A 26,194-nucleotide genomic window follows, 5' to 3' on the forward strand; every position below is an offset into this window, starting at 1 on the left:
TTATTAGGTAAAGGAGTACCAAACCAGTGCAAAAAAAAGAAATTGCTGTATTTATCGATAAAATCACTCGTGAGCGGGCGACCGGCGATTTATTGATCGTTGGTTGGGCAATCGATGAAGTAACGAAAGAAATACCGACGATCCAAGTTGAAAAAGAAAATATTATAGCAAAAAATACACCAGTCGTGCGTTTAGATATCAATCATCTTTATGATTTGGATGTAAAAACGCAAAGTGGTTTTAATCTTCGATTATCTGGAAAGATGAAGGGAAAAGCAATTTTAGATTTTCAAACGAAAGATCATCAAAATGGGATAGCCGTCAAATTGAATGGACGCTATCCTTATGATGATGGCATCGAGTCGAGTTTGGAAAAGAAAAAACGATTGTTAAAAAAAGGCTTGAACTATGCTCGAACGCATGGCCTAAAAAAGGCTGTACGTCGTGTGAAAATGGAATTGAAACCAGGTTCGATCGACTATGCACAATGGATCGCTAAGCATGAACAAATCGACGTTGCAGCACAAAAAACAAAAGCGCAAGCCTTTGCCTATCGTCCGTTGATTTCTGTCGTGATGCCAGTTTATAACGTAGAAATCAAATGGCTAGAAAAATGTATCGATTCTGTGATTGCTCAAACATATGACCATTGGGAATTATGTATCAGTGATGATGCCTCTACCGATCCTAAAATCCATAAATGTTTAGAACGTTATCAGCAAAAAGACTCACGGATCAAAGTTGTCTTTCGTGAGGAAAACGGACATATCAGTTTAGCCACGAACTCTGCACTTGAGATCGCTGAAGGGGAATTCATGGCATTACTTGATAATGACGACGAACTTCCTGTCAATGCATTGTTTGAAGTAGTCAATGTCTTGAATGATCGGCCAGAACTTGATTTGATTTATAGTGATGAAGATAAGATCGATGCTGATGGCAATCGCTTCGATCCTCATTTTAAAGCAGACTGGTCACCCAATACTTTGATGGGAAATAACTATATTTCTCATTTAGGCGTCTATCGATTAAGTATCGTCAAAGAACTAGGTGGGTTCCGAAAAGGCTATGAAGGTTCACAAGATTATGACCTAGTTCTTCGTTTTACAGAAAAGATCCCCGCAGATCATATTTATCATATCGATCGTGTCCTTTACCATTGGCGTACGATTCCAGGATCAACAGCTAGTAGTGGAGAAGCTAAAAGTTATATTTACGATTCTGGTGTGAAAGCTTTGACGGATGCATTAGCTCGCAGGAATATCAAAGGCCAAGTGCGTCCAGGAAGAATCTCAGGGTTTTATGAGATCAATTATGATGTCTTACAAGAGGATCTAGTCAGCGTCATCATCCCAACCAAAAATGGGTATGACGATTTGAAAATGTGTATTGATTCGATCATCGAAAAAACGACTTATCCTAACTACGAGATCATTGTAGCTGATAATGGTAGTACTGATCCGAAGATGCAAAATCTTTTCGACTCATATAAGGAACAACTAAAAGAACGCTTTATTGTCGAATTGATCGATATCCCATTCAACTATTCTCGTATCAATAACCTTGCGGCTGAAAAAGCTAGTGGAAAGTATTATTTATTCTTGAACAATGATACGGAAGTGATCGCTCCTAATTGGATGACAACGATGGTCTCATATGCTCAGTTTGATTCAATTGGCTGTGTGGGTGCAAAACTTTACTATCCAGATGATACGACGCAACATGCGGGTGTACTCGTTGGCATTGGTGGCGTCGCTGGTCACGCGTTGAATAATTATGACCGCACACATTGTGGCTATTTCGGACGATTAGTGATCGACGTCGATTATTTAGCAGTGACCGCCGCTTGTATGATGGTCAAAGCGGATGATTTCAAAGCGGTGGATGGCTTCGATGAGACATTACAAGTTGCCTTCAATGATGTAGACTTATGTCTTAAAGTCTATGAACTGGGCAGAAACAATGTGTATGCTCATCAGGTTGAACTATATCACTTTGAGTCAAAATCTCGCGGGTACGAAGATACGCCAGAAAAGCAGAAACGCTTTGCGGGTGAAATCAAAAAAATGCAAGATAAATGGCCCAAATATATCGCACATGATCCTTTCTATAATGACAATTTGACCAAACAAGGAATTGGCGATTTTTCATTACGGCCAGATTAAAGAGTAGTTGATATACCTTAGGAAAGACTTGGAGAATATTCAAGTTTTACTTAAGGTATATTTTTGTATGCCCCATTTTTATAGCAGAATCAAGCACATAAATCTGTCGTGAAAAACTTTGAATTTAGGTTACAATTTGGTTATTCACTATGTTTTTAAAGTGTGCTATGGTAAGATGATAGAGGTATTATTTTGTGGTTAGGAGTGTATACATGAATAAAAATGGAGAATGGAATGTTGCTCGTCGGATATTCATTATCATGCTGGATGTCTTAGTTTACAATGCAGCGATATATATAAGTTTTTTATTGAAATTTCAAGGAGAAATTCCCACACGGAATTTTGAGACCTTTCAACATTCTGCAGTGTTTATATCTATCATCTTTATCGTCTTGAATATTTTATTAGGGGCATACGTCTTCTATAATCGGATGATCAGTGACATTATATTTGTGACTGTAATAGGGCAAGTATTGATGTCTTTAGGTGTAATGGTGGTGACTTTCGCTGGTAGATGGTTTGCCTTTCCACGGGCAGTTATTCTTTTATCTTTGGTAGTAGGAACAGTTTTACTGAGCTTATACCGCATCTTGGTCTACAAATTATATTTGAAAGTCAGTAGAGACAAGAAAGTAGTGATCGTTGGACTTGAAAAAGATGTTGCTCCAGCAATCCAAAATTTCCAATCTAAAAAAAATAATAAACATAAAGTTGAAGCGGTCGTTATCGATAACTATTATGAAAACATCAAGAAGATGATCGATACAATCGATATCGTCTACTTGTCATCACATATTGAAGAAAATGAAAAAATCAAGATTTATCAATTAGTTACTAAGAAGGAAAAAAAATTATTTTTGAATACGACTTTTGAGAATTTAACAATGATCAATCCAAACATTATGAACTTTGAAGATGAAAGTATCATTGAAGCTTCTGGTTTCAAGATACAACCAGAAGATGAATTGTTCAAACGCTTATTCGACATTATCATTTCCTTTATCTTACTGATCCTTGCATCACCTTTCATGTTGCTTACAGCAATACTAGTCAAAGTGACTTCACCAGGACCAGTGATCTATAAACAAGTCCGTATCACTAAAAATCAAAAAGAATTTTCAATCTATAAATTCCGGTCAATGACAGCGACAGCGGAAGCAAAATCAGGACCTGTCTTAGCGAAAAGTAATGATGCTCGAGTAACACCAGTCGGTAAATTTATCCGTGCTGTACGTTTTGATGAATTGCCACAGATTTTTAATGTGTTAAAAGGCGATATGTCGATCGTCGGTCCACGCCCAGAAAGACCTTTCTTTGTGGATCAATTCAATGCAGAAAATCCTTATTATTATTTGAGACATAATGTCCGTGCAGGCATCACCGGCTATGCTCAAGTATATGGGAAATATGTTTCTGACTATAACAGCAAGTTACGCTTTGATTTGTTGTATATCAAAAAATATTCGTTAATGATGGATCTAAAGATCTTATTGCAAACGATCAAGATCCTTTTTGATAAAATGTCTTCCCAAGGGTTAGAAGAGGATGAAAATGCTAGTTCATTAGAAGCAATAGCATTTCCTAAAGATAGAATTTACAATTAAACTAAAAGTAGAAAAATAGGAGAAAACTGTTGAATAATAAAGATATAAGTGTTCTGCTTTCTTTGTACGATAAAGAAAAACCTGATTATTTAAAAGAAGCATTGAGTAGTATTTTTAATCAGACTCTCTTTCCTGATGAAATTGTTTTAGTATATGATGGACCTATAAATAGCGAGTTAGAAGCGATTGTTTCTGAATTCCAAAAAAATTATCCTGATACGATTACAATAATCAAACTACAGGAAAATCAAGGATTAGGAATTGCACTGGCTGAAGGTCTAAAACATGTGAGAAATAACATAGTGGCAAGAATGGATACAGATGATGTAATGGTACCTGATCGCTTAGAAAAGCAGTTTGCTGTATTGGAAAAATATCCAGATGTTGCAATAGTAGGGAGTAATATTAACGAATTTGTTGGGAATCTTGATAACATAATTGGCAAAAGAATCGTACCAGAAAAAAATGACGAAATACGTAATTTTTCAAGAAAAAGAAATCCATTTAATCATATGACAGTTATGTATAATAAAGAAGCTGTATTAAGTGTAGGAAATTATCAGTCTTTGATTGGATTTGAAGATTACTACTTGTGGGTTAGATTACTGAAGGCTGGATATAAAGGTTATAATATCCAAGAACCATTGGTATATGCTAGAGCGGGGAAAGATATGTATGCAAGACGTGGTGGTTTGAAATATTTAGTTCCAGGACTGACAGGCAGATTTTATATTTGGAAAGATGGACTCGGAACGATGAAAGACTTTTTGTTTGTTTCAAGTGTGCATATATTTGTAAGCTTGTTACCAAATAGTTTAAGAGGAAAATTCTATCAAAGCAAATTGAGAAAATAAGGAGTGTTTTCTTTGTATAATAAAGATCCAAAAATGAAGAAATTACAACAAATTACATTGAAAATGGCTCAAGAAATTGTTGATTTTTGTAAAGAAAATCAACTTATTTGTTATTTCTGTGGTGGTGGTGCAATAGGTGCTGTCAGGGAAAAAGGATTCATTCCTTGGGATGACGATTTGGATTTCTTTATGCCAAGAGATGATTATGAAAAATTTTATGAGCTTTGGTACCATTCAGAAAAGCAAATAAACTATCCTATACAAAAGGCTTCAAGAAACTATAATGACCACAATTCTTTTACTACGATAAGAGACAAAAACACCACCTTTATCAAGACTTATCAAAAAGACCTTGATATTGTTCATGGGATAACTATTGATATATTTCCTTTGGATGTTGCTCCTGATTCAACGTTAAGTAGAAAAATACAAAAATCATGGGCTCTTGTTTATGCTCTGTTCTGTTCACAGGTTGTTCCGGAAAATCATGGAGGGATATTAGCACTAGGTAGTCGAACGTTATTGACTATTTTTAAATCAGCAAGAGTTCGTTATGCTATTTGGTCATTTGCTGAAAAGCAAATGACTAAATATAACAATAAACCTACTGATTATATTACTGAGCTGTGTGTAGGACCTAAATATATGGGGAATATTTATTTTGCAGAAGATTTTAAGCAAGCCCAATTCTTAACTTTTGAAAATACTGAAATGCCTGTTCCAATAGGTTACGATAGATATTTAAGATCTGCATTCGGAGATTACATGAAGAGACCATCGAAAGAAAATCAATGTACCATTCATGATTCAGTTTATATAGATCCAGATAATAGTTATAAGCAGTATCGTGGCAAATACTATTTAGTTGAAGGAGAAAATAAATTATGATTACAGCTATAATTATTGCCGGCGGAGTTGGCAAACGTATGGGACAAGATATTCCTAAACAATTTATTAATATTGAAGGGAAACCAATTATCATCTACACATTGGAATCATTTCAGCATCATCCACAAATCGACCGTATTCTAGTTGTATGTAAATCAGGCTGGGAAGAAACCATGTGGGCTTACATCAAAGAATTCAATATCAGTAAAGTAGAGTGGGTAATTACTGGTGGATCAAAAGGACAAGAATCAATCAATAATGGTGTACAGTTTTTAAAAGATCATTCTGATGAAGAAGATACGATTATCATCCATGATGGGATTCGTCCATTAGTTGATGAACTTGTTTTATCGGATGTCATCGTGAAATGCAAGGAGTTTGGGAACGGTGTAACTTCTCTTCCATATAATGAGCAAATTTTTATCAAAAAGACAGAAGAAACAACTGAACAATATGTTGATCGTAACACACTGCGACGTGTTTCAACACCGCAAGCGTATCAATATGGAAAACTACTGGCTGCATACAATCGAGCAATAAAAGAAAACATTGGAATGACAGATTCTTCTTATACAAATACAATGATGGTCGATCTTGGCGAAACATTGTACTTTGCTGCAGGTTCTGATAAGAACATTAAATTAACTACAACAGATGACTTAGAGTTATTCAAAGCATATTTAAAAATGAAAGACTAGGTGATGAATGTGGGTTTAATTGATAATCCGATATACAAAGCTGATTTGCTGAAAGTGATCAACAATAACAAAAAATTGAAAAGCTTAGATGGAAAATCATTATTGATGATCGGAGCTTCAGGCATGATTGGCTCTTTTTTAGTTGATACGTTGATGCTAGCAAATAATCAGTTGAAGATTAATATTAAAGTTTATGCGATGGGAAGAAATAGAAATAAGTTAGAAAAGAGATTTCAATCGTATCTTAATGATTCTAATTTTGAAATAATCGAAGGTGATGTCACTCAACCTTTTCCTTCTTCAGTCAAAGCTGATTATGTGATTCATGGAGCAAGCAATACCCATCCAAAAGCTTATGCAACTGACCCTATCGGAACAATCATGACAAACCTTGCAGGAACCGAACAGGTCTTGAAACATGCAGTTGCTACTAAAACAACTAGAGTCCTTTTTCTTTCAACTGTGGAGATTTATGGAGAAAATCGTGGAGACGTTGAAAAGTTCACTGAGGATTACTGTGGCTATATTGATTGTAATACACTAAGAGCGGGATATCCTGAAGGTAAACGAGTGAGTGAATCTCTCTGCCAAGCATATATTGCTAAACATCTTTTAGATATTGTGATACCAAGATTGTGTCGTGTATTTGGTCCCACTATGCTATTATCAGATACAAAAGCTTCTTCTCAGTTTATTTTAAATGCTGTACGTCAAGAAGATATTGTGTTAAAAAGTGAAGGAAATCAATATTTTTCTTATATCTATGTTGCTGATGCTGTCTCTGCAATTCTGCACTTACTTTTACACGGAGAGAGTGGAGAAGCATATAATATCTCAGATGAGAAATTTGATTTGTATCTCAAAGATCTTGCTAAGAAATTGGCTGAAATCAGTGGGAAGAATCTAAAATTCCAATTGCCTGATGAAATTGAAAGTAAAGGTTTTTCTAAAGCCAATACCGCTATTTTAGATAATGAAAAAATCAAAACGTGTGGTTGGTCAACGGTGTTTACATTGGAAGAAGCATTAAGCCACACAGTTGAATTAGTTAAGGGTGAAATATAAATGTGTGAGATTAGCATCATTGTGCCAGTATATAATGTTGAAAAATATTTAAGAAATTGTGTAGATTCCATCTTAAATCAAACCTTTAAAAATTTTGAACTTATATTGGTTGATGATGGTTCTCTTGATGATAGTGGTAAAATATGCGATGAGTATGTAAAAAAGGATAAACGGGTGCGAGTTCTCCATAAGGAAAATGGTGGATTGAGTAGCGCAAGAAATGCTGGGATTGAATGTGCACAGGGTAGATACTTAGGGTTTATTGATAGTGATGATTATATTGAACCAGATATGTATGAACTTTTGTATAACAATATGGTACATGAAGATGCAGATTTATCTATTTGTGGTATTTATGATGTTTATGAGGGGAAAGTGCCAATAAAAAAAGCACGTATAAAAGAAACAGTGCCTTCTGATGAAGCACTATTACTTATTTTACAAGGAAACATTATTTCTGTTCATGCAGTAAATAAATTGTACAAAAAAGAGTTGTTTAACAATCTACGTTATCCAGTAGGAAAATATCATGAAGATTCCTTTATAATTGTTGATTTATTAGCTAATTGTAAAAAAGTAGCAATTGATTCTACTCAAAAATATTATTATGTGCATCGATTAGGAAGTATAAATACAGAAAATTTTTCAGATAAACAATTTGATTTCATTGAGGCTTGGGAACAAAATGAAATTAAGCTTCAAGATAAAAGTACTGCTATTAAAGAAGCGGCCCACCAACGTGTATGCTTTGCTAATTTTTTAGTGCTTGATAAAATAATTCTAGGTAACAAATTGAATATACCAGAAACAAATCAAATCAAAAATTATCTAAAAAATAATTTTTTCTTTATTATGTCTAATAAAATTTTCACGAAAAGTCGTAAATTTTCAATGATTTTATTAATGATAAGTGTCCATCTTTATGAAATACCTGTAAAATTAAGAAGAGAGCACTTAACCAAAAATAAAGATTGAAAATATATAATAGTTTAAAATATTTATGAAGCTGTTTTTTATTAATGGAGGATAACATGTTAACTAATTTTTCTAATCGATTGTCTAATATAGGACAAAAAATTTCACTTCCCTATATAGTTTTTTTTGAGCTTGTATTAATTTTTAGAATGGTGAGTGTATACTCAACTTTACCATCAAGTATCGATTCAATTTTTACATTATTGATTACGTTGTTTTCTGGTATTCTATTTATTAGTTATTTTCTACCTGTAGTTTTACAGAAAGAAAAAATTAGGATTGAATATTGGCTTATATTATTTATAATAATATTACTAATTACTACTTTTGTTAATCATTCTTATGCATTCTCTGAAAATATAAAATTAATTATATGGCAATGTATCTTTTTTTTCTGTGTATTTGAAGTTGGAAGAAAGAATGATAAAAGAGTATTTGATGCTTTTGAAAGAGTACTAATTTTCACTTGGACAATTCTAGTTGTAGTTGGATTATATTTATTTTTTGCTCGTGTAAATTTTTCTGTTCCTGTAGATTCATTATATTATGGTATGAGAATCGGGTTTTATGAGAATAGACTTTACGGTATTTTCGTGGATCCAAATTATGCATGTACTGTTTCTCTAGTATGTGCTGTGATTACGCTAAAAAAATTATGGAATACACCATATATATGGAAAAAAATATTATTTATTAGTATTTTATTTTTACAACTGAGTTATGTTGCGCTATCTGGATCTAGGTCTGGTACTATTCAATTAGCAGTTGCTACTTTTTTTGGATTGTTTTTCTTATGTTGGTATATTCAAACAAAAAATAATAAATCTAATTTTACAAAAATAGCTAGTGCTGTTTTTGTATCATTGATTTGTTCAAGTATTGCTTTTGCATCTATTGGTGTTATAAAAAATAGTTATGTTCAAGTAGCTAATACTATAGAGATATCTACGCCAAAATTAGTTAGCAACTTTGAAGCAGAGACTAGCAGTAAAAAAGTGTCCGATAAACCATTATCAGCAAAAAGACCAGATGTAGTCGAGAGTAATGATGTTTCAAATAGTCGTTTTGATTTATGGGAAAGCGCAGTAGAATTAATGAGAGAATCGCCTGTTTTTGGTACTACACCTAGGGGATTCGTAGCATTTGCTAAAGATAAGATCCCAAACACTTATATAGCTAAAACTGGACAAACACCACACAGCGCGATTTTTTATTTATTAGCGGCTACTGGAATTACAGGATCAGTTGTTTTTGCAGTATTTATCTTTATAAAAATTTGGAAATCTCTGATTATCTTGTTTGCTGCAAATAAAGATAACTATATTAATTTTCTGATGAATAATCAAATTGTATTAATTATATTAGTCTCAAGTTTATTAATTACTGAAATAGTCCTGACTAGACGTTCAGCTACATTTATTTTCTGGCTTTATTTTGGAAAACTTCAATACGAATTTGACCAAGAACATAAAATAAAGACAAATTAAAATTACGGACTAGTACAATATGGGAGAAATCAATATGAAAAAGTTAACCATGTCTGAAGTTCAGAAAAAAGCTGTCGATATACTAATTTATATTGACAAAATATGTAGAAAAAATAATTTAAAATATAGTATTTTTTATGGTAGTTTAATTGGAGTAGAACGACATAAAGGATTTATACCATGGGATGATGACATCGATATTGTCATGCCAAGAAGTGATTATAATACTTTGATGCATATTTTAAAAGAAGATACGAAATATACATTACTGTCGTTTGAAACAAGAGCACATTATCGCTATCCATTCGCAAAATTAGTTGATTCTAATACAGTGGCAAAATCGAAACAATATTTTGGCGGAGAGGACCCTGATTTAGGAGTTTTTGTTGATATTTTTCCTATAGATGGTATTCCTGAAACAATTAATGAACGTCTGGAACTAAGAAAAATTACTGAAAGCTATCGATTAAATTTAATGGATACTTTAGGTCTCTGTTATGCTAGAAGTTTTAACTTAATAAAAGCTATAGGAAAGCTTTTTCTTCGCTATCCCTATCATCATAAGTTATTAAAAGAAGGAGATGATGGTTACTGGAGGGAGAAGTATCAAGAAATAGCACAAAGTATTAGATTCGGCGAAACTAGTACGTGTGGTTATATCGAATGGATCCATATGAATTGGGGAGTTTTTCCTACAGATTGGTTTCTGGAGTATGAGGATGTAGAATTTGAAGGTTATACAGTGATGGCAATCAAGAATAGAAAAGATTTTTTACATCTTCGATATGAAGATTATATGACAATGCCTCCTGAAAATGAAAGAATAACACATCATCCATACGATTTTTTCGAGAGGTAATTACTGACATCTAAATAAAGATACTTATTTTGAATAAAAATAAAAATATAATTTCATAAGGAAAGAGTGTCTTTTCTTATGAAATATTTTTTAGTAGAAAGAGTGAATTCAATGTCTCAACAATTAAGAACGACCGTTGTAATGGCTACATATAATGGTGAAAAAAATATTTTGGAACAGTTAAATTCTATAAAAAATCAAACAAAAAAGTTAGATGAAGTTTTGATCTGGGATGATTGTTCCACCGACACGACCCCTGAGCTCATTCGTCATTTTATAGATGAAAACAACCTTACAACTACTTGGCATCTAAAAATAAATAAACAGAACATAGGATGGCGGAAAAACTTCTTTGGCTTACTCAATGAGGCCAGTAACGAAATCGTATTTACTTGTGATCAAGATGATATATGGATGTCTACTAAGATTGAAGAAATGAGTCAGGCATTTTATGATTCAAATGTACAAGTGTTAGTCTCGGATTATCAAGAACTTATTGAACCTGGGGGTTTAAAGGAAGAACTTAAGCGCATTGACACCAAAAAAAAAGATAAAAGTACAATTGAACATGTGATCTTTAATGAAAATAATCTCTTCTTAAGACGTCCTGGTTGTGTTTACGCTATACGTAAAAAATTTATAGAAAACGTAAATTTATATGCATCGGATATGGAAAATCCCGTTCATGATATGGCAATGTGGGGAAGTGCTGTCTTAAGCAATGGCTTGTATCTCATGAGAAAACCATTGATCCAATGGAGGAAACATGGGCAAAGTTCTTTTAAAAAAGAAATTGATCAATCAAGTAAAGACAGTGAATATGACAAACGTTTGAAGACACTAAACAGAAGATTGCAACGAGCAAATGCAGCGGGAAACTATCTAGCTAATATAGAAGAAGTGAATGATTATGAAAACAAATATCGAACAATTAATAATTTGATTACAGAGTTACAAATGCGTAATACCTTGTTAGAAAAAGAAAAAATAGCTCCTTTAGTAATGTCTTTCTTTAAGTATAAACATAAATTTTATTATGGTACTGATATCTATCATCTTATGAAGCATAAGTGGAGAAAGTGAGGATATTGGGATGAACAACAAAGCAAAAGCCGTAATAAAAAATCTCTACTATACAGTAGCAGCTAATTTTGCTACGTTGGGGATTTCTGTTCTTCTTAACTTATTTGTCCCCAAGTTACTAGGAATAACAGAATATAGTTATTGGCAACTTTACGTTTTCTATTCTTCTTATGTAGGTTTTTTACATTTGGGATGGATAGATGGTATATATTTAAAAACTGGTGGTGAAGAGTATCATAATATCGATAAGCGGTCATTAGGGTCTCAATTTTGGTACTTAATGATGTTTGAGGTATTCATTTCTAGTTTAGCTGTTGTGTGGGCATACTTCTTTATGCCAAGAGAATACCAAGCTATCATCTTGATGCTGACAGCACTGGTTTCAGTTGTCACGATCACAAAAACATTTATTCTCTATATTTTTCAGTCAACCAATCGAATCAAAGAGTACGCTCAATTATCTAGAAATGATCGCTATCTATATGTCATTTTTATAGGTATATATTTTGCACTTGGTGGTCGAGATTTTTACTGGTTGATCATTATGGATATTTTATCTAAATTGATCATAACCATATGGGGAATGACAAGAATCAAAGATATGCTTTCTGTCAAGCTGATTTCACTCAAAGAGTTAGTACCTGAGATACTAGATAATATCAACATTGGTAGTAAATTGATGCTAAGTAGTATTGCTAGTATGCTGATCATGGGAACGATTCGCTTCTTTGTACAGCAGAAATGGTCTATTGAAACATTTGGTAAATTGTCATTTACGCTTAGTATTTCAAATATGTTTTTAACGTTTATAAATGCCATAGGCATTGTGATGTTTCCTTTATTGAGGAGAACGAATCAAGCAAAATTACCATCATTATTTCGTACGTTACGAGGGGTTTTTGTTCCTCTAACATATGCTATATTACTGTTCTATATCCCAGCGAAAATTCTTTTAGGAATGTGGTTACCTGAATATAAAGAGAGTTTGAACTTTATGGGAATATTGTTTCCTATTGTCATTTATGAAGGACGTATGTCTTTATTGATAAATACGTATCTAAAAACGTTACGTAAAGAAAAAATGATCTTAATGGTTAATGTTCTTACCTTAAGTTTATCGTTAATTCTGTCTCTTATCGTCATATATACAATCGGTAATCTGAACCTAACAGTAGGAATCATTTTACTAAGCTTAGCGTTTCGTTGTAATTTAGCAGAGTATTTTCTTTGTCGAGTAATGGATATTAAAATAAGTAGTAAAATTTTTCTAGAGTCTGTGGTTACAATATTATTTATTTTTAGTAATATTTGGTTTGGCGGAACTATCTTAAGCATGATTACTTACTTTGGTGTTTACATGGTTTATCTAGTGATCATTCATAAAAGTTTTTTGAAAGATTCAAAGAACTTGAGATTATTGATCAAAAAATCATAAGGTGCTATGAAGTCAAATCCGGTATCTGAAGCAACGATTTTGACGGAGTAAATAGAAATAAGATTAAATCAAAAAGCAATCTAAGCAGAAATATGCTTAGGTTGTTTTTCATTGTAGAATCTTTCATATATAGTTTTCTTGTGGTAAACATGTTAAACTTAGAATAATCATTTCAGAAAAAATAGTAAACGGAGTGAATAAAGTGAGTAATATTCTTATTACAGGTGGAGCCGGCTTTATCGGTTCTACATTAGCCAATCATTTGAGTGAAACTAATAAAGTGGTCGTTATTGACGATCTATCTATGGGAAATAAAGAAAATCTTGATTCTACCAAAAACATTGTCTTCGTTGAGGGGGATGTAGCTGATGAAAAAGTAATGGAAGAGCTATTGAACAATCACCAGTTTGACTATATCTTTCATTTAGCTGCTATAGCTAGTGTTGCTGATTCCGTTGAACGGCCGTTGGAAACTCATCGAGTGAATTTTGATAGTGTCTTGATGTTACTTGAGTTGATTCGTAAGTATCAGCCAAATTTAAAGCGTATTGTATTTAGCTCTTCTGCAGCTGTTTATGGAGATGAACCAACACTACCTAAAAAAGAAGAGTCAGTTATTCGACCGTTGACGCCTTATGCTATTGATAAATTTGCCGCTGAACAATATGTACTTGATTATTGCCATTTGTATGATGTGCCAGGAACTGCGGTACGTTTCTTCAACGTATACGGTCCAAATCAAAATCCAAATTCGCCATATAGTGGGGTGATCTCGATTTTAGTGGATCGCTATAAAAAGCAACTTGCTGGTGAAAAAGCGTCATTTACTTTATTCGGCGATGGGAGTCAATCAAGAGATTTTGTCTATGTCGAAGATGTTGTGCAAGCTTTATTACTTGTTTCAAAAGAAGAAAAAGCATTAGGGCAACAATTCAATGTTGGAACGGGAAACAGTACAACTTTACTTGAGTTGATCCAGACAATCAATCAGATTCTTGAAGTTGAATTACTGTTAGATTATCAAGAGGAGAGAGCAGGAGATATCCATGACTCTTTAGCTGATATCACTAAGCTTTCAACCCTTGGTTACCAACCTAAACATAGCATACTAGATGGCATGAGAAAATATTTAGCAACAGAAATAAATATGACAAAATCATAAAATTTCTATATCTAGGGAACAACTGAGAAAACCTTGTATCAAGCCAAATTGCTTATACAAGGTTTTCTTCATTCTTATTCAATTATCACAGATGACAGGTAAGCAAATTGCTTATTCATCATTTCCCATCAATTTATAAATCTGATCTCTAAGATCGGTGGCTGTTGTTTTATATTTTTTATCGGCTTGGATATTACTTTCTAATACAACTGCATCAGAGGTATCTTTTTTCATTGCTAATACCGCATGGAAACGATTGATGTTTCCTTGAGCAAATATGGTATCTCTCCCACTGTAGACCCCGCCGTTATATGGACGTCCATTCAAATTCTTTCCCCAAAGAGAAAAAAGTAAATCTTGTGGAATCAATTTTCCTTTTAATACTTTTGTAAAAAATTCATTCAAGTCATAGACGGACATACTGATATTTCCAGTTCCTAATTCATTACGTATATCTGTTTCAGATTCAGTCAAAGCTTGATGATAATCATCGTCTGGACTCATTTGATAAGAGACTGCGTGTTCTGAAGTGTTTTTGACTTGGTCATAGAAGGTCGTCTGTTTTAATTGTAAAGGAGTGATGATTTGGTCATACACCAACTTTTCGTATGGCTGATGAGTTAATTTCATTAAAATACCTGTTAGTAACGTGAAATTCAATGGTTCATATTTGTAACTTTGATCATTGGTATATTCGAGATGGTCTAGGGCAAACTGGATCACCTCTTGGTCATTCATCGGTACGGTCGGAGAAGCTGTTTTTTTCAATCCTGATCGCATATATAATAAGTCTTTGATCGTGATTTTATTGCTACCGTTGATTTGGGGATAAAATTTATCCAGTTTTGTATCTAGAGAAAGTTTCCCTATATCAACTTGTTTTAGAATCAGTAGTGCAGTCATTGCTTTTTGGATCGAGCCAATTTGATAATACAAAGATGGAGTATTTGGTTGCTGTGCTTCTTCGTTAGCGTATCCGTAGCCCTTTTCAAGGATCACTCGATTGTTTTTACGAATATAGACAGATCCGACATAATCATTTTTTTGTAATAATTGGTCGATTTGATCGGCAAGGACCTGTTCATCTTTGGTCAAATCTAGGGAATCGTTTGCCACTTGAATCGAGGCGGATACTCTTGACTGGGCCATTTCATAGGTAGCCCAAGTGATAATCCCAATAGTGACGACTAAAATGAATAAGCAGATTTTTTGAGAAAAAGAAAAATGGGAAGCTTGTTTTCTTCTTAAATGTTTCCTTGTGTTCATGTACATCAATCCTTCCTGTCAAAGAGCTTAGTGATTTAAATAAGCAGATTATTGTTATTTAGTAAATAAGAATCATTTTATTTTCTATTTTAAGCCGAAGATAATCGATTTACTACTTACAATTTTGACATAAGAATTGTTAAAAATAATTCACCTCCGCCTGAATTTCATGTATAATGAATAAAGTTATGAAGTTGATAGTAAGGAGGAGTTGTTTTGTCAGAAAACAAACAACATCCAGATGAGAAGAGACGACGACAAAAGAATGCAACTGATTCGACAGATGTAGTCAGTAAGCGAAAAGACCTACGTAAAAAAGAAGATAAAATCGTAGGAAAAATTATTTTAGTGATTGCGCTTACGTTGCTAATTATTGGATGTGTATTTGGTTTTACGGTCTATCGCTATATTGATAGTGGCTTAAAACCTTTAGACCCAGAGAATGAACAATTGGTTTCAATCGAAATCCCTAGTGGTTCTTCAAATAAGCAAATCGGAGAGATTTTAGAACAAGACCATATCATCAAGAGCGGTATCGTATTTAATTATTATACAAAATTTAAAAATATGACTGGCTTTCAGGCTGGCTTCTACCAATTAGCCCCTAACATGACGTTAGATGAAATCGGTAAAGAGCTCCAAGAAGGTGGAACCTCAGAACCTACAGAAGTGGCAGATGGGAAGATCACGATACCAGAGGGATTTGATGCAGAGCAGATTGCAGAACGAGTAGCAAAAATCACTGGGAAAGATAAACAGGAATTTTTAGATCTACTAAAAAACGAAGCCTTTTTCACGGAATTGACCCAAAAATATCCTGATTTATTAGAAAGTGCAGCTAAGGCAGAAAACACCAAGTATCGCTTAGAAGGTTACTTATTCCCAGCGACTTATGATTACTATAAAGATATGTCACTCAAAGATCTGATCATTCAGATGGTCGATAAAACGAATACCGTGTTACAACCATACTTCTCAACGATCAAGCAGCAAAATCATACGGTTCAAGAAATCATGACACTTGCTTCATTGATCGAAAAAGAAGGGGTATCTGAATCAGATCGTAAAAATATTGCCAGAGTTTTCTATAATCGGATTGACATAGGGATGCCATTACAATCAGATATTTCTATTTTATATGCGTTAGATGAACACAAAGAATTTGTCTCTTATGAAGATACGGCAGTCGATTCACCATATAATCTTTATACAAATAAGGGATATGGTCCAGGACCGTTCAATAGCCCGAGTGAAGCAGCTATCCAAGCTGTTGTTGAACCAGCAGAGAATGATTATTATTATTTTGTCGCAGATATCTCTACAGGTGAGGTTTATTTTGCAAAAACATATGAAGAGCATATGGAATTAGTACAAAAATACGTAAATAATTAAAATTGAGCGCTGGCTGTAACTTTATTTATTTTTAGAAAAACATTTACATTTTAGAAAAAGCATGGTAATCTTTTTTGGACTGTAGTCCGTAAAAGATTACCTTTTGCGGTATTCCATAGAAAAAGGAGAAGAGTTATACATGGTAGAAAAAGTATATCCTATGACGCTTGAAGGAAAAGCGAAGTTAGAGCAAGAATTAGAAGAATTAAAAACAGTTAAACGGGGAGAAATCATTGAACGAATCAAAATTGCCCGTGGCTTTGGTGATTTATCTGAGAACTCAGAATATGAGGCAGCTAAAGATGAACAAGCTTTCGTAGAAGGACGTATCACGACAATCGAGAATATGATCCGTTTTGCACAGATCATTGACAATGATGGCGTTGATTCGGATGAAGTATCTATTGGTAAAACAGTGACGTTCATTGAGTTACCAGATGGTGAAGAAGAAGAGTATACGATCGTGGGAAGTGCTGAGGCAGATCCTTTCTCAGGAAAAATCTCAAATGATTCACCGATTGCACAAGCTTTGATTGGCAAATATAAAAATGATGAAGTAACAATTTCAACACCTGGTGGCGATATGCAAGTAAAAATCGTCAAGGTTGCGCAAGCATAAGTTGAAATTTAGACACAGATAATCAATTATTGGTTTGTCTATACAAAAAGGTCTGGGATCATGACACAAAGTCCCAGGCCTTTTGCTGTAGAAAGCGATAGTTACATCTAAAGTCCTATAGCATCTCGAAACAAAAATAGGTATGATAAAAAAGAGAATGAAAAGGAAAGGAGAATAGCGATGAATAGCTCTTGGCGCTTTTTTATAGTAGTAGAAGCCTTACTATTGATCTTTGCAGTTTGGCAAATCGTAAATAATGTTGAATTATTACTATTAGTTTTATTTGGTATTTTTAATATCTATCTTGCATTGCGAAAATCACCGAGATCGGGATTTCAGAATTTTCAATTTGTACTAGGTGGACTAGTTATTTTTTTCAGTTTGATCAATAGTCCTGCGCTATGGATAATGGCAGTCTTTGCTGTCTTGTTCATCGGTCTTAAAGGTGTAGAGATTTCTGGGATCGATCTAACCAAAAATGCTTTTTGGCGAAAAAAACAAATCATTATGGTTCAAACAGAGCAAGTGAAGTCCCACAATAATGAACGAAAAAAACAACAATTATTCGGTAACCAGCGAATTGGTAATGATGTGTATGAATGGGATGATATTAATATCTCTCTACTTTCAGGAGACACGATCATCGATTTAGGGAACACCTTGTTACCTAAAGACGATAATATCGTTATCGTCAGAAAAGGAATCGGTCGGACACGCATCTTAGTTCCTTTAGGGATTGCAATCAGTCTCGAACATGCAACGTTAGTAGGAAATGTACAATTTGAAGAAGAACAATTTGCATTGAAGAACGAGTCGATTAAAATCTATAGTAACGATTACGATGAAAATCCACGTCGTTTAAAAATCATTACGAACACATTACTTGGGGATATCGAGGTGATTCGAGCATGATAGAGAAACTTTCTCGACCGATGCTAGCTATTTATGCTTCGATCGCCTCATTTATCGTCATTTTATTTTCTTTTTTTACTTATTTTTACGCAAGTAATCAAACTCATTTTTGGCGTACTTTATTAAGTGCCAGAATTTTATACGTGCCATTGATCTTTCACTTACTAGCAATTTCGTCAGGTGTCGGTTTAATTGTTTTTTTGATTGTCTCTCTTTTACAAAAAGCACGTTATGGGAAAATCGAAGAACAGTTACGGGCAATTTCTTCCGGTAACTATGAAGCAAAAGTTTTAAATGATTCCTTACCAAGTGCATCTGACGATATATATGTTAAAGAAATTGAAAAAGAAATCACTAAAATCAAAGAAAAAATGATCGAAGTGTCAAGTGAACTTCAAATATTGACGAGTCGACCTCAATATGTCGATGGACAAACAAAAGAAGAAATCTTAGAATTAGAAAGACATCGTTTAGCGCGTGAGCTACATGATTCAGTTTCCCAGCAATTATTTGCAGCGATGATGATGATGTCTGCACTGACGGAACAAGCAGAAAAAAGTGATACGCCTGAAATGTTTCGTAAACAACTAAGGATGGTAGCAGATATCATCAATGCTTCACAATCTGAAATGCGTGCGTTGCTACTACATTTGCGACCAGTCAATCTTGAAGAAAAAAGTTTGAAACAAGGGATTGAACAATTATTAAAAGAATTAAAAAACAAGATACAAATTGCATTGAAATGGGATATTGAAGATATCACTTTGTCTGATTCGATTGAAGATCATCTCTTTCGGATCGTTCAAGAACTACTTTCAAATACGTTACGCCATGCAAAAGCAAATGAATTAGAAGTGTATCTGCATAAAATCGATAATAATCTTTTATTACGAGTGATCGATGACGGTACTGGCTTCAATATGAATGAAACAAAAACTGGCAGCTACGGACTAAACAATATTAGAGAACGTGTAGCAGGTATTGGTGGGACAGTAAAAATCATTAGTTTCAAAGGACAAGGGACAAGTGTAGAAATTAAAGTTCCTTTAATAAAGGAGGCGGAAAAATGATAAAAGTATTACTAGTCGATGATCATGAAATGGTACGTTTAGGGGTTTCTTCCTATTTGTCGATCCAAGAAGATATCGAAGTAATCGGAGAAGCAGAAGATGGACGAAAAGGCTACGAAAAAGCCATGGAACTTCGTCCGGACGTGATTCTAATGGATTTAGTCATGGAAGAAATGGACGGGATCGAATCTACAAAAGCAATCCTCAAAGATTGGCCAGAAGCAAAAATCATTATTGTCACGAGTTTTATTGATGATGAGAAAGTATATCCGGCTATTGAAGCTGGCGCAACAGGCTACTTACTTAAAACATCGACAGCCCATGAAATCGCCGATGCGATCCGCGCGACTCAAAGAGGTGAACGTGTGCTTGAACCTGAAGTAACCTCGAAAATGATGGAAAAGATGAGTCGGCGTAATGAGCCAATCTTGCACGATGATTTAACGAATCGTGAAAATGAGATTCTTATGTTGATCTCTGAAGGAAAGAGCAATCAAGAAATCGCAGACGAATTGTTTATTACTTTGAAAACAGTCAAAACACATGTTTCTAATATTTTAGCAAAATTAGAAGTGGAAGATCGTACGCAAGCTGCCATATACGCATTCAAGCATGGATTAGTGAAGTAAGTAGACTTATGACTTATGATCTAAACAGTAAGCATATTTTTGCTAAGTATAAATTGGAACATAAATTATAAAGTATCCATGTTTTCACATTGATAAGGGAAAACAGTACCCTGATCCAAAGCAAAATGTTATTACTTTTGTTTTGGATTTATTTGTGTTTGCTAATTACAAATTACATTGTTTGTTATTTTGAATTCTTTGTTATCATGTTCTTTTCATTTGGGTCTTTTTATAGTTTAATATATTATAGGACAATATAAGTTCGATTTAAAAAATAAAGGAGAATGTCATGAGAAAAAATTGGATAGGCATGTTATTAAGTTTCTTATTACTGTCAGGCTCGATCACGCCAAGTGTCTACGCAGTATCGATAAACGATAGAACAAATACGTCACAAGGAAGTACTTCGCAAACAAACGAAACTACAGCAACATCATCTAATGTCCCTTTGATAGAAAGTACTAATCCCACCACAGAGGAAACCACAGGAACAACAGAAAACTCTGCAGAAAATTCATCTAAAGATATTTCTGTTGATGAAGTTCATTTCCCAGATCAAAATTTCCGTCAAGTATTGATTGAAATGATGGAGAAGAATCATAGTAACGTATTATCCGATGAATTATTGGCTACAACTGAGTTGGATCTTAGTGGTAGAAATATCAAATCATTGGATGGTATCGAATATTTTAAACAGTTAAAAAAACTGGAAGTTCAAAATAATGAGTTAGAACAAGTAGATGTCTCGGCTCTTTCAGAGTTAACTTACCTTGATGTTTCTAAAAATAAACTGTCAACAATTGATTTGTCGATGAATGATCATTTGACTTATTTTAACGGGAAAGAACAATTGATTAATGCAGAAGCATCAAAAGATGATCGTGAATGGGTGATCAATCAAGACAATCTAAAACCGGAATTAAATAAGATCGATATTAACTCAACTAATTGGGAATACAATGGATCCGTTTTTACTACTGTTGAACCTTCGGCACTAAATTATAGTTACCAAGTAGAGTTTTCACAAAAAGCAATTTTAGAAGAAACATCTAATCGCTCACTAGATATCACTGTAGACGTGAAATTTTTAGAACAAAATAGCGTTGAATCAATTATTCCAAAAGAAGAAAAAATAGAAATGGTCCAAGGCGAAACTAAACAACTTGAGTATTCGCTTGTTCCAGAAAATGCTAAAATCGAACAACCCGTTTGGACATCATCAAATGATCAAATTGTGAGTGTTGATAAAAATGGGACAGTCACTGCAAATGAACCAGGTGAAGCTACTGTTAGCTTATTAGATGCTGAAAAAATATTAGGAAGTTTTAAAATTATAGTTAATAACGTATACGATGAATCAACAAGTGAGAGCACAGATTTGACTCAAAAAGAGGATACATTAAAATCATTTGCTAGAATAAGTAATTCTCCAACAGTGTCTTACCAAACTCATGTCAAGAATATTGGTTGGCAAACAAATCAAACAAATGGAAGTGCTGCAGGAACAACTGGACGTAACCTGTGGATGGAAGCTATACGTATTACAACTTCAGGTACGGGAGTTTCTGGAGATATTGAGTATAGTAGTCATGTGAAAAATATAGGTTGGCAAAATTATGTAAAAAATGGAGAAACTTCTGGAACAACTGGCCAAGTTTTGCAAATGGAAGCGATTCGAATTCGCTTGACCGGCGAACTGGCACAAAATTATGATGTCTACTATCGCACACACGTAGCTAATTTTGGTTGGCTAGGTTGGGCAAAAAATGGCGAAGATGCAGGGACAGCTGGTTATGTGTATCAAATGGAAGGAATCCAGATTCAACTAGTCAGAAAAAACCAAGGAAATATCATTACAGGAAATGCTTTCTTTCAAAAAAATGTAAACAATCCGACAGTTTCTTATCAAACTTTTGTCAAAGATCAGGGCTGGCAAGGAATTCGCTCAAATGGAGAAATGTCAGGAACAACTAATCAAAATCGTTGGATTGAAGCTATGCGTATGCAAGTAACGAATACTAGTTTAACTGGCAATATTGAATACAGTAGCCATGTGAAAAATATAGGTTGGATGAATTTTGTCAGCAACAATAATATCTCAGGAACGACCGATCGGTATGCTCAGAGTGAAGCAATCCGAATTCGACTAACAGGGCAACTCAGTCAATTTTACAATGTATATTATCGAGTGCATGCAGCGAATTTCGGTTGGTTAGGTTGGGCAAAAAATGGGGCAGATGCTGGCTCTTCCGGATTTGTTTATCAATTAGAAGCAATAGAAGTCAGGTTAGTTCCGAAAGGTCAATCTTCTCCAGGGGGGGGAGTTCCTTTTTACAATCGGAATACTTTAGCTGATCCAACAATCAATTATCAAGCTCATCTGCGTAATGTGGGATGGCAAGCAACAAAAAGAAATGGTGAGACTTCTGGAACAACTGGACAAAGTAGCCGGGTTGAGGCTATGAGAATCAATGTATCAAATACACCTCTACCTGGTGCAATTGAATATTCAACGCATGTACAGAATATCGGTTGGCAAGGCTATGTAAGAAATAATGACTTAGCAGGTACAACAGGAAGAGCACTTCATGCTGAAGCTATTCGAATCCGTTTGACTGGTCAGCTTAATCAATTTTATGATGTCTACTATCGTGTTCATTCTGCTAACTTTGGTTGGTTAGACTGGGCTAGAAATGACCAATATGCAGGAACAGCAAATCTAAACTTCCCAATGGAAGCCATTCAAGTAATGTTAGTAAGAAAAGGAGCTCCAGCTCCAGGGGCTACAACAACTCCTTACCAAACCTCAATCAATCATCTATTTGTAATGGGACATGGAGCAGGAGATCCAGGGGCTTCATATAACGGTATCAACGAGCGAGACTTTACAAGAAATGAACTTATGCCATATTTACAAAAATGGGCAGGGCGCTTAAAAACAAATCGTATAACCTTTTATGATACAAATGCGGATATGTTCCAAGACACTCGTAGAATGCAGGGTGCGTATACGATTAGTAGTAGTTTTTCTTCTGTAACAGAATTTCATTTAGATGCAGGAGCGATTGGTATTAGTACTGGTGGGCATGTGATTGCGCATCGTAACGGCAACTCATATACGACACAAAATTATGCCATTGCTAATGTGATACGCACACATGTAGGTTTATGGGGCTCTGTTCAAAATACCGGTGGTATCAACTTAAGAAGTGATTTATTGAATTTGAATGTACTACATTCTCGTGGTATCCCTTATCGACTAGCGGAACTAGGATTTATCACCAATACTCGTGATGTAGAAAATATTCGTAGAAACATGGATCAAATTGCTAAAGGGATTGTAGAAGGAGTGACAGGAGAAAGATTGTAAAGTAATCATTTCTGTTTTATCATTTTTTTATCAAATATTAATCCTCTTATTGACAAAAACCAATTTTACCTGTAGGGTTTAATTATAAAAACTTGTTAGGTGAGGCTCCTAAAAGAACACAGGCTACTGCCCTCAAACGTCGAGAGACGCCACAGGGTATAACAGGCAACGTCGGCTTAAGGCGTGCTTAACGTAGCTATCTGGATTATATTTCCAGAATTACGTCTTTTAGTGCTAAAGCTCAGACGAGAAGTTCGTTCAGGTAAACACTGGTACCATTTTGATGGGATCTTATGAGACGGCTTCTTTTGGAGGCCGTCTTTTTTATGTACTTCCTGTTTTTCCAAACGAATCCATCCAACAAGTTTATATCGAAAAAACGATGTAACAAAGGAGAATACGAGATGAGAACATTAAATGATACAAATAACCTAGAAACACAATTGAAGATTCTTAATTATCTTGAGCAAAAAAAGCTTGAAGAATTGAAGAACTATTTAGCAACGATCGAGAAAGTGGAATTGATCCAACTATTTGTTACGTTACCTTTAGATAAGCAAGTACTGGTCTTTCGATTATTATCAAAAGACAAAGCCCTCGAAATCTTTGAAACATTTGAACCGTCTGTCCAACAAGATTTGCTTCGTTCGTTTACGGATGATGGTGTGATTGAATTTGTGAATGAGATGGCTCCAGATGATCGGGTAAGGTTGTTTTACGAACTACCAGCAAGTGTGACTAAAAAACTATTGGCAGAGCTTTCTGAAGAAGAGCGAGCAACAACGAATCGATTGATGGGCTATGAACATGAGACAGCTGGACGGATCATGACGACTGAATTTATTTCAATTAAAAAAGAAATGACTGTTGAAGAAGCACTGCATAAAATCAGAAGATTAGCGAAAGAAATGGAAACAATCTATATTTTGTATGTGACAGATATGGCGAAAAAAATTGAAGGAGTACTATCGTTAAAGGATCTAGTCATTGCAGAAAGTGATCAACGGATTGAAGAAATCATGATCAAGCACGTCGCTTATGTAACCACAGATACAGACCAAGAAGAAACTGCACGATTGTTACAAGAGTTAGATTTGATCGCTATTCCCGTCGTAGATAAAGAAACACGACTAGTAGGTATTGTGACAGTGGATGACGCCATCGATGTCTTAGAGCAAGAAACGACCGAGGATATGTTCAATGCTGCTGGTTTAGCAGACGTCGCCTCTGTAGAAGCTGATCGTAGTACAGTACTGATTAACGGGAATCTTTGGCAAATATGGAAAGTCCGGTTGCCTTTCTTAGCGATCACATTGGTTGCAGGGATGTTAGCTGGTCTAGTAATCGATGAGTTTGAACAAACGTTAGAATCTGTGGCTGCTGTTGCTATTTTTATTCCTTTGATCATGGATATGGGTGGAAATGTAGGGACGCAATCATCGACGGTTTTTGTTCGTGGATTATCTTTAGGGCACATTGATCTCAACACATTTATCAAGCACTTTTTGAAGGAAACAGGGATTGGTCTAAGTTTAGGGATTGTTGTAGGGATCGTATCTGGAATAGTCGCTTCTGTGTGGCAAGGCATACCATTGTTAGGTGTAGCTGTGGGGATCTCTCTGGTCTTTGCAATGACCTTAGCTGCCGCCCTTGGTTTTTTGATTCCTTTTATCTTATTGAAATTGAATATTGATCAAGCTGCTGGATCTGCACCGATTATTACATCGATCAAAGACATTGCTGGGTTGTTTATTTACTTTATTTCAGTTAACGTATTCTTAGGCTACCTATTGTAGGAATAATTAGTAATATAGCCATACCTTTTTAGTAGAAATATCAAGAAATATTCTATGATCTACCATAGTAGGCCTTCTCTTGATCCTCCATTAAAATGAGTCTTTTCCGTAAAGAAAAGCAGGGTTGCTTTTGTTTTTACAGTGGCTTTGCTATACTTGAAATGGAATGGATAAAGGAGGAGAAAAGTGAAACAGAATTTTGCAATCGTAGGACTTGGACGTTTTGGTGGCAGTATCTGTCGTACGTTAGTCGAAGCTGGTCAAGAAGTTTTAGCTATTGATAGCAGTGAAGACCGAGTGAATGAATATATGAATATCGCAACACATGCAGTGGTTGCGAATGCACAAGATGAAATGACTTTACGATCTTTAGGAATCAGAAATTTTGATCATGTGATCGTAGCAATTGGAGAAGATATCCAAGCAAGTATTTTAGTGACACTGATGGTTAAAGAAATGGGCGTTCCGAATATCTTAGCCAAAGCACAAAATGAGTATCATGCTCGTGTTCTTGAAAAGATCGGTGCAGATCGCGTTGTTCATCCTGAGAGAGATATGGGGATACGGATCGCACATAATCTTGTTTCTAAAAATATTTTGGATTATTTAGAGCTGTCAGACAAATTCTCGCTCGCTGAGATTCGGGTATCTAATCCCAAGTTCTTTAATAAAACATTAGCAGAACTAAATTTCAGACAGCGATTTGATTTGACTGTGGTAGCCATCCGACGCTTCGATCGTTCTGTCGTAGTGTCACCAGCCGCAGACGAATATGTACGTGAAAATGATAATTTACTTGTTATCGGAGAAACAGAAGATGTAGATATACTTGATGATAAAATGAATCAATAAAAAGGGGCTCATC

General features: G+C 34.7%; 21 protein-coding genes and 1 riboswitch. Of the genes, 20 read left to right on the forward strand and 1 reads right to left on the reverse strand.

Features of this window, described 5'->3' with window-relative positions; all coding sequences use genetic code 11:
• Nucleotides 1-26 precede the first annotated feature (26 nt).
• The 12 genes from HZ311_RS12385 (at nucleotide 27) to HZ311_RS12440 (ending at nucleotide 14,275) form a co-directional block, all read left to right on the forward strand.
• Nucleotides 27-2,165 carry a glycosyltransferase family 2 protein gene (locus HZ311_RS12385; protein WP_023519370.1) on the forward strand — a complete coding sequence of 713 codons (2,139 nt, stop codon included), beginning with the start codon at nucleotides 27-29 and terminating at the stop codon, nucleotides 2,163-2,165.
• Nucleotides 2,166-2,377: 212 nt separating this feature from the next.
• Nucleotides 2,378-3,769: a sugar transferase gene (locus HZ311_RS12390; protein WP_137072083.1), complete on the forward strand. Its 1,392-nt coding sequence runs from the start codon at nucleotides 2,378-2,380 to the stop codon at nucleotides 3,767-3,769.
• Between the two features lie 29 nt (nucleotides 3,770-3,798).
• The gene (locus HZ311_RS12395; RefSeq protein ID WP_023519372.1) at nucleotides 3,799-4,623 is read left to right on the forward strand and encodes a glycosyltransferase; all 825 of its coding nucleotides are present in this window, start codon (nucleotides 3,799-3,801) and stop codon (nucleotides 4,621-4,623) included.
• Nucleotides 4,624-4,656: 33 nt separating this feature from the next.
• Nucleotides 4,657-5,511 carry a LicD family protein gene (locus tag HZ311_RS12400; protein WP_080674323.1) on the forward strand — a complete coding sequence of 285 codons (855 nt, stop codon included), beginning with the start codon at nucleotides 4,657-4,659 and terminating at the stop codon, nucleotides 5,509-5,511.
• Nucleotides 5,508-6,209 (forward strand): IspD/TarI family cytidylyltransferase, encoded by a 702-nt coding sequence (locus HZ311_RS12405; protein WP_023519374.1) that lies wholly within the window; start codon nucleotides 5,508-5,510, stop codon nucleotides 6,207-6,209. The genes HZ311_RS12400 and HZ311_RS12405 overlap by 4 nt, the downstream gene beginning before the upstream one ends.
• Before the next feature lie 3 nt (nucleotides 6,210-6,212).
• Nucleotides 6,213-7,274 carry an NAD-dependent epimerase/dehydratase family protein gene (locus HZ311_RS12410; RefSeq protein ID WP_023519375.1) on the forward strand — a complete coding sequence of 354 codons (1,062 nt, stop codon included), beginning with the start codon at nucleotides 6,213-6,215 and terminating at the stop codon, nucleotides 7,272-7,274.
• Nucleotides 7,275-8,249: a glycosyltransferase family 2 protein gene (locus HZ311_RS12415; protein ID WP_023519376.1), complete on the forward strand. Its 975-nt coding sequence runs from the start codon at nucleotides 7,275-7,277 to the stop codon at nucleotides 8,247-8,249.
• A 56-nt stretch (nucleotides 8,250-8,305) separates the two neighbouring features.
• Nucleotides 8,306-9,736, forward strand: a complete 1,431-nt coding sequence (locus HZ311_RS12420) for an O-antigen ligase family protein (protein ID WP_023519377.1) — start codon at nucleotides 8,306-8,308, stop codon at nucleotides 9,734-9,736.
• Nucleotides 9,737-9,770: 34 nt separating this feature from the next.
• On the forward strand, nucleotides 9,771-10,595 hold the full coding sequence (locus HZ311_RS12425) for a LicD family protein (protein WP_023519378.1): 825 nt from the start codon (nucleotides 9,771-9,773) through the stop codon (nucleotides 10,593-10,595).
• 111 nt (nucleotides 10,596-10,706) lie between these two features.
• Nucleotides 10,707-11,678 carry a glycosyltransferase gene (locus HZ311_RS12430; RefSeq protein ID WP_137072087.1) on the forward strand — a complete coding sequence of 324 codons (972 nt, stop codon included), beginning with the start codon at nucleotides 10,707-10,709 and terminating at the stop codon, nucleotides 11,676-11,678.
• A 10-nt stretch (nucleotides 11,679-11,688) separates the two neighbouring features.
• Nucleotides 11,689-13,113, forward strand: a complete 1,425-nt coding sequence (locus HZ311_RS12435) for a lipopolysaccharide biosynthesis protein (RefSeq protein ID WP_023519381.1) — start codon at nucleotides 11,689-11,691, stop codon at nucleotides 13,111-13,113.
• 202 nt (nucleotides 13,114-13,315) lie between these two features.
• Nucleotides 13,316-14,275, forward strand: coding sequence for an NAD-dependent epimerase/dehydratase family protein (locus HZ311_RS12440; protein WP_023519382.1), 960 nt, complete (start codon nucleotides 13,316-13,318; stop codon nucleotides 14,273-14,275).
• 111 nt (nucleotides 14,276-14,386) lie between these two features.
• Here the strand turns inward: HZ311_RS12440 and HZ311_RS12445 are convergent, their stop codons facing one another.
• Entirely contained in the window at nucleotides 14,387-15,541 is a 1,155-nt protein-coding gene (locus tag HZ311_RS12445) for a serine hydrolase domain-containing protein (RefSeq protein ID WP_023519383.1), read from the reverse strand.
• A 216-nt stretch (nucleotides 15,542-15,757) separates the two neighbouring features.
• Here HZ311_RS12445 and mltG point away from each other — a divergent pair, with 216 nt between their 5' ends.
• The 8 genes from mltG to HZ311_RS12485 all read left to right on the forward strand — a co-directional run bounded on the left by mltG (nucleotide 15,758) and on the right by HZ311_RS12485 (nucleotide 26,181).
• On the forward strand, nucleotides 15,758-16,933 hold the full coding sequence (mltG, locus tag HZ311_RS12450; protein ID WP_010735923.1) for an endolytic transglycosylase MltG: 1,176 nt from the start codon (nucleotides 15,758-15,760) through the stop codon (nucleotides 16,931-16,933).
• A 139-nt stretch (nucleotides 16,934-17,072) separates the two neighbouring features.
• Nucleotides 17,073-17,552, forward strand: coding sequence for a transcription elongation factor GreA (gene greA / locus HZ311_RS12455; protein WP_010735922.1), 480 nt, complete (start codon nucleotides 17,073-17,075; stop codon nucleotides 17,550-17,552).
• A 180-nt stretch (nucleotides 17,553-17,732) separates the two neighbouring features.
• The gene (gene liaF, locus HZ311_RS12460) at nucleotides 17,733-18,464 is read left to right on the forward strand and encodes a cell wall-active antibiotics response protein LiaF (protein ID WP_010735921.1); all 732 of its coding nucleotides are present in this window, start codon (nucleotides 17,733-17,735) and stop codon (nucleotides 18,462-18,464) included.
• Nucleotides 18,461-19,534: a two-component system sensor histidine kinase LiaS gene (liaS, locus tag HZ311_RS12465; RefSeq protein WP_019723158.1), complete on the forward strand. Its 1,074-nt coding sequence runs from the start codon at nucleotides 18,461-18,463 to the stop codon at nucleotides 19,532-19,534. The genes liaF and liaS overlap by 4 nt, the downstream gene beginning before the upstream one ends.
• Nucleotides 19,531-20,163 (forward strand): response regulator transcription factor, encoded by a 633-nt coding sequence (locus HZ311_RS12470; protein WP_010735919.1) that lies wholly within the window; start codon nucleotides 19,531-19,533, stop codon nucleotides 20,161-20,163. The genes liaS and HZ311_RS12470 overlap by 4 nt, the downstream gene beginning before the upstream one ends.
• A 289-nt stretch (nucleotides 20,164-20,452) precedes the next feature.
• Nucleotides 20,453-23,533 carry an N-acetylmuramoyl-L-alanine amidase gene (locus HZ311_RS12475; RefSeq protein ID WP_023519386.1) on the forward strand — a complete coding sequence of 1,027 codons (3,081 nt, stop codon included), beginning with the start codon at nucleotides 20,453-20,455 and terminating at the stop codon, nucleotides 23,531-23,533.
• A gap of 84 nt (nucleotides 23,534-23,617) precedes the next feature.
• A riboswitch (M-box (ykoK) riboswitch) is annotated at nucleotides 23,618-23,793 on the forward strand.
• Between the two features lie 144 nt (nucleotides 23,794-23,937).
• Nucleotides 23,938-25,329 (forward strand): magnesium transporter, encoded by a 1,392-nt coding sequence (mgtE, locus tag HZ311_RS12480; protein ID WP_023519387.1) that lies wholly within the window; start codon nucleotides 23,938-23,940, stop codon nucleotides 25,327-25,329.
• A gap of 186 nt (nucleotides 25,330-25,515) precedes the next feature.
• Complete coding sequence (locus HZ311_RS12485; RefSeq protein WP_010735916.1) at nucleotides 25,516-26,181, forward strand: potassium channel family protein; 666 nt, start codon at nucleotides 25,516-25,518, stop codon at nucleotides 26,179-26,181.
• Nucleotides 26,182-26,194: the final 13 nt, after the last annotated feature.

The organism is Enterococcus mundtii (genome assembly GCF_013394305.1).
GTDB classification, from domain to species: Bacteria; Bacillota; Bacilli; order Lactobacillales; family Enterococcaceae; genus Enterococcus_B; species Enterococcus_B pernyi.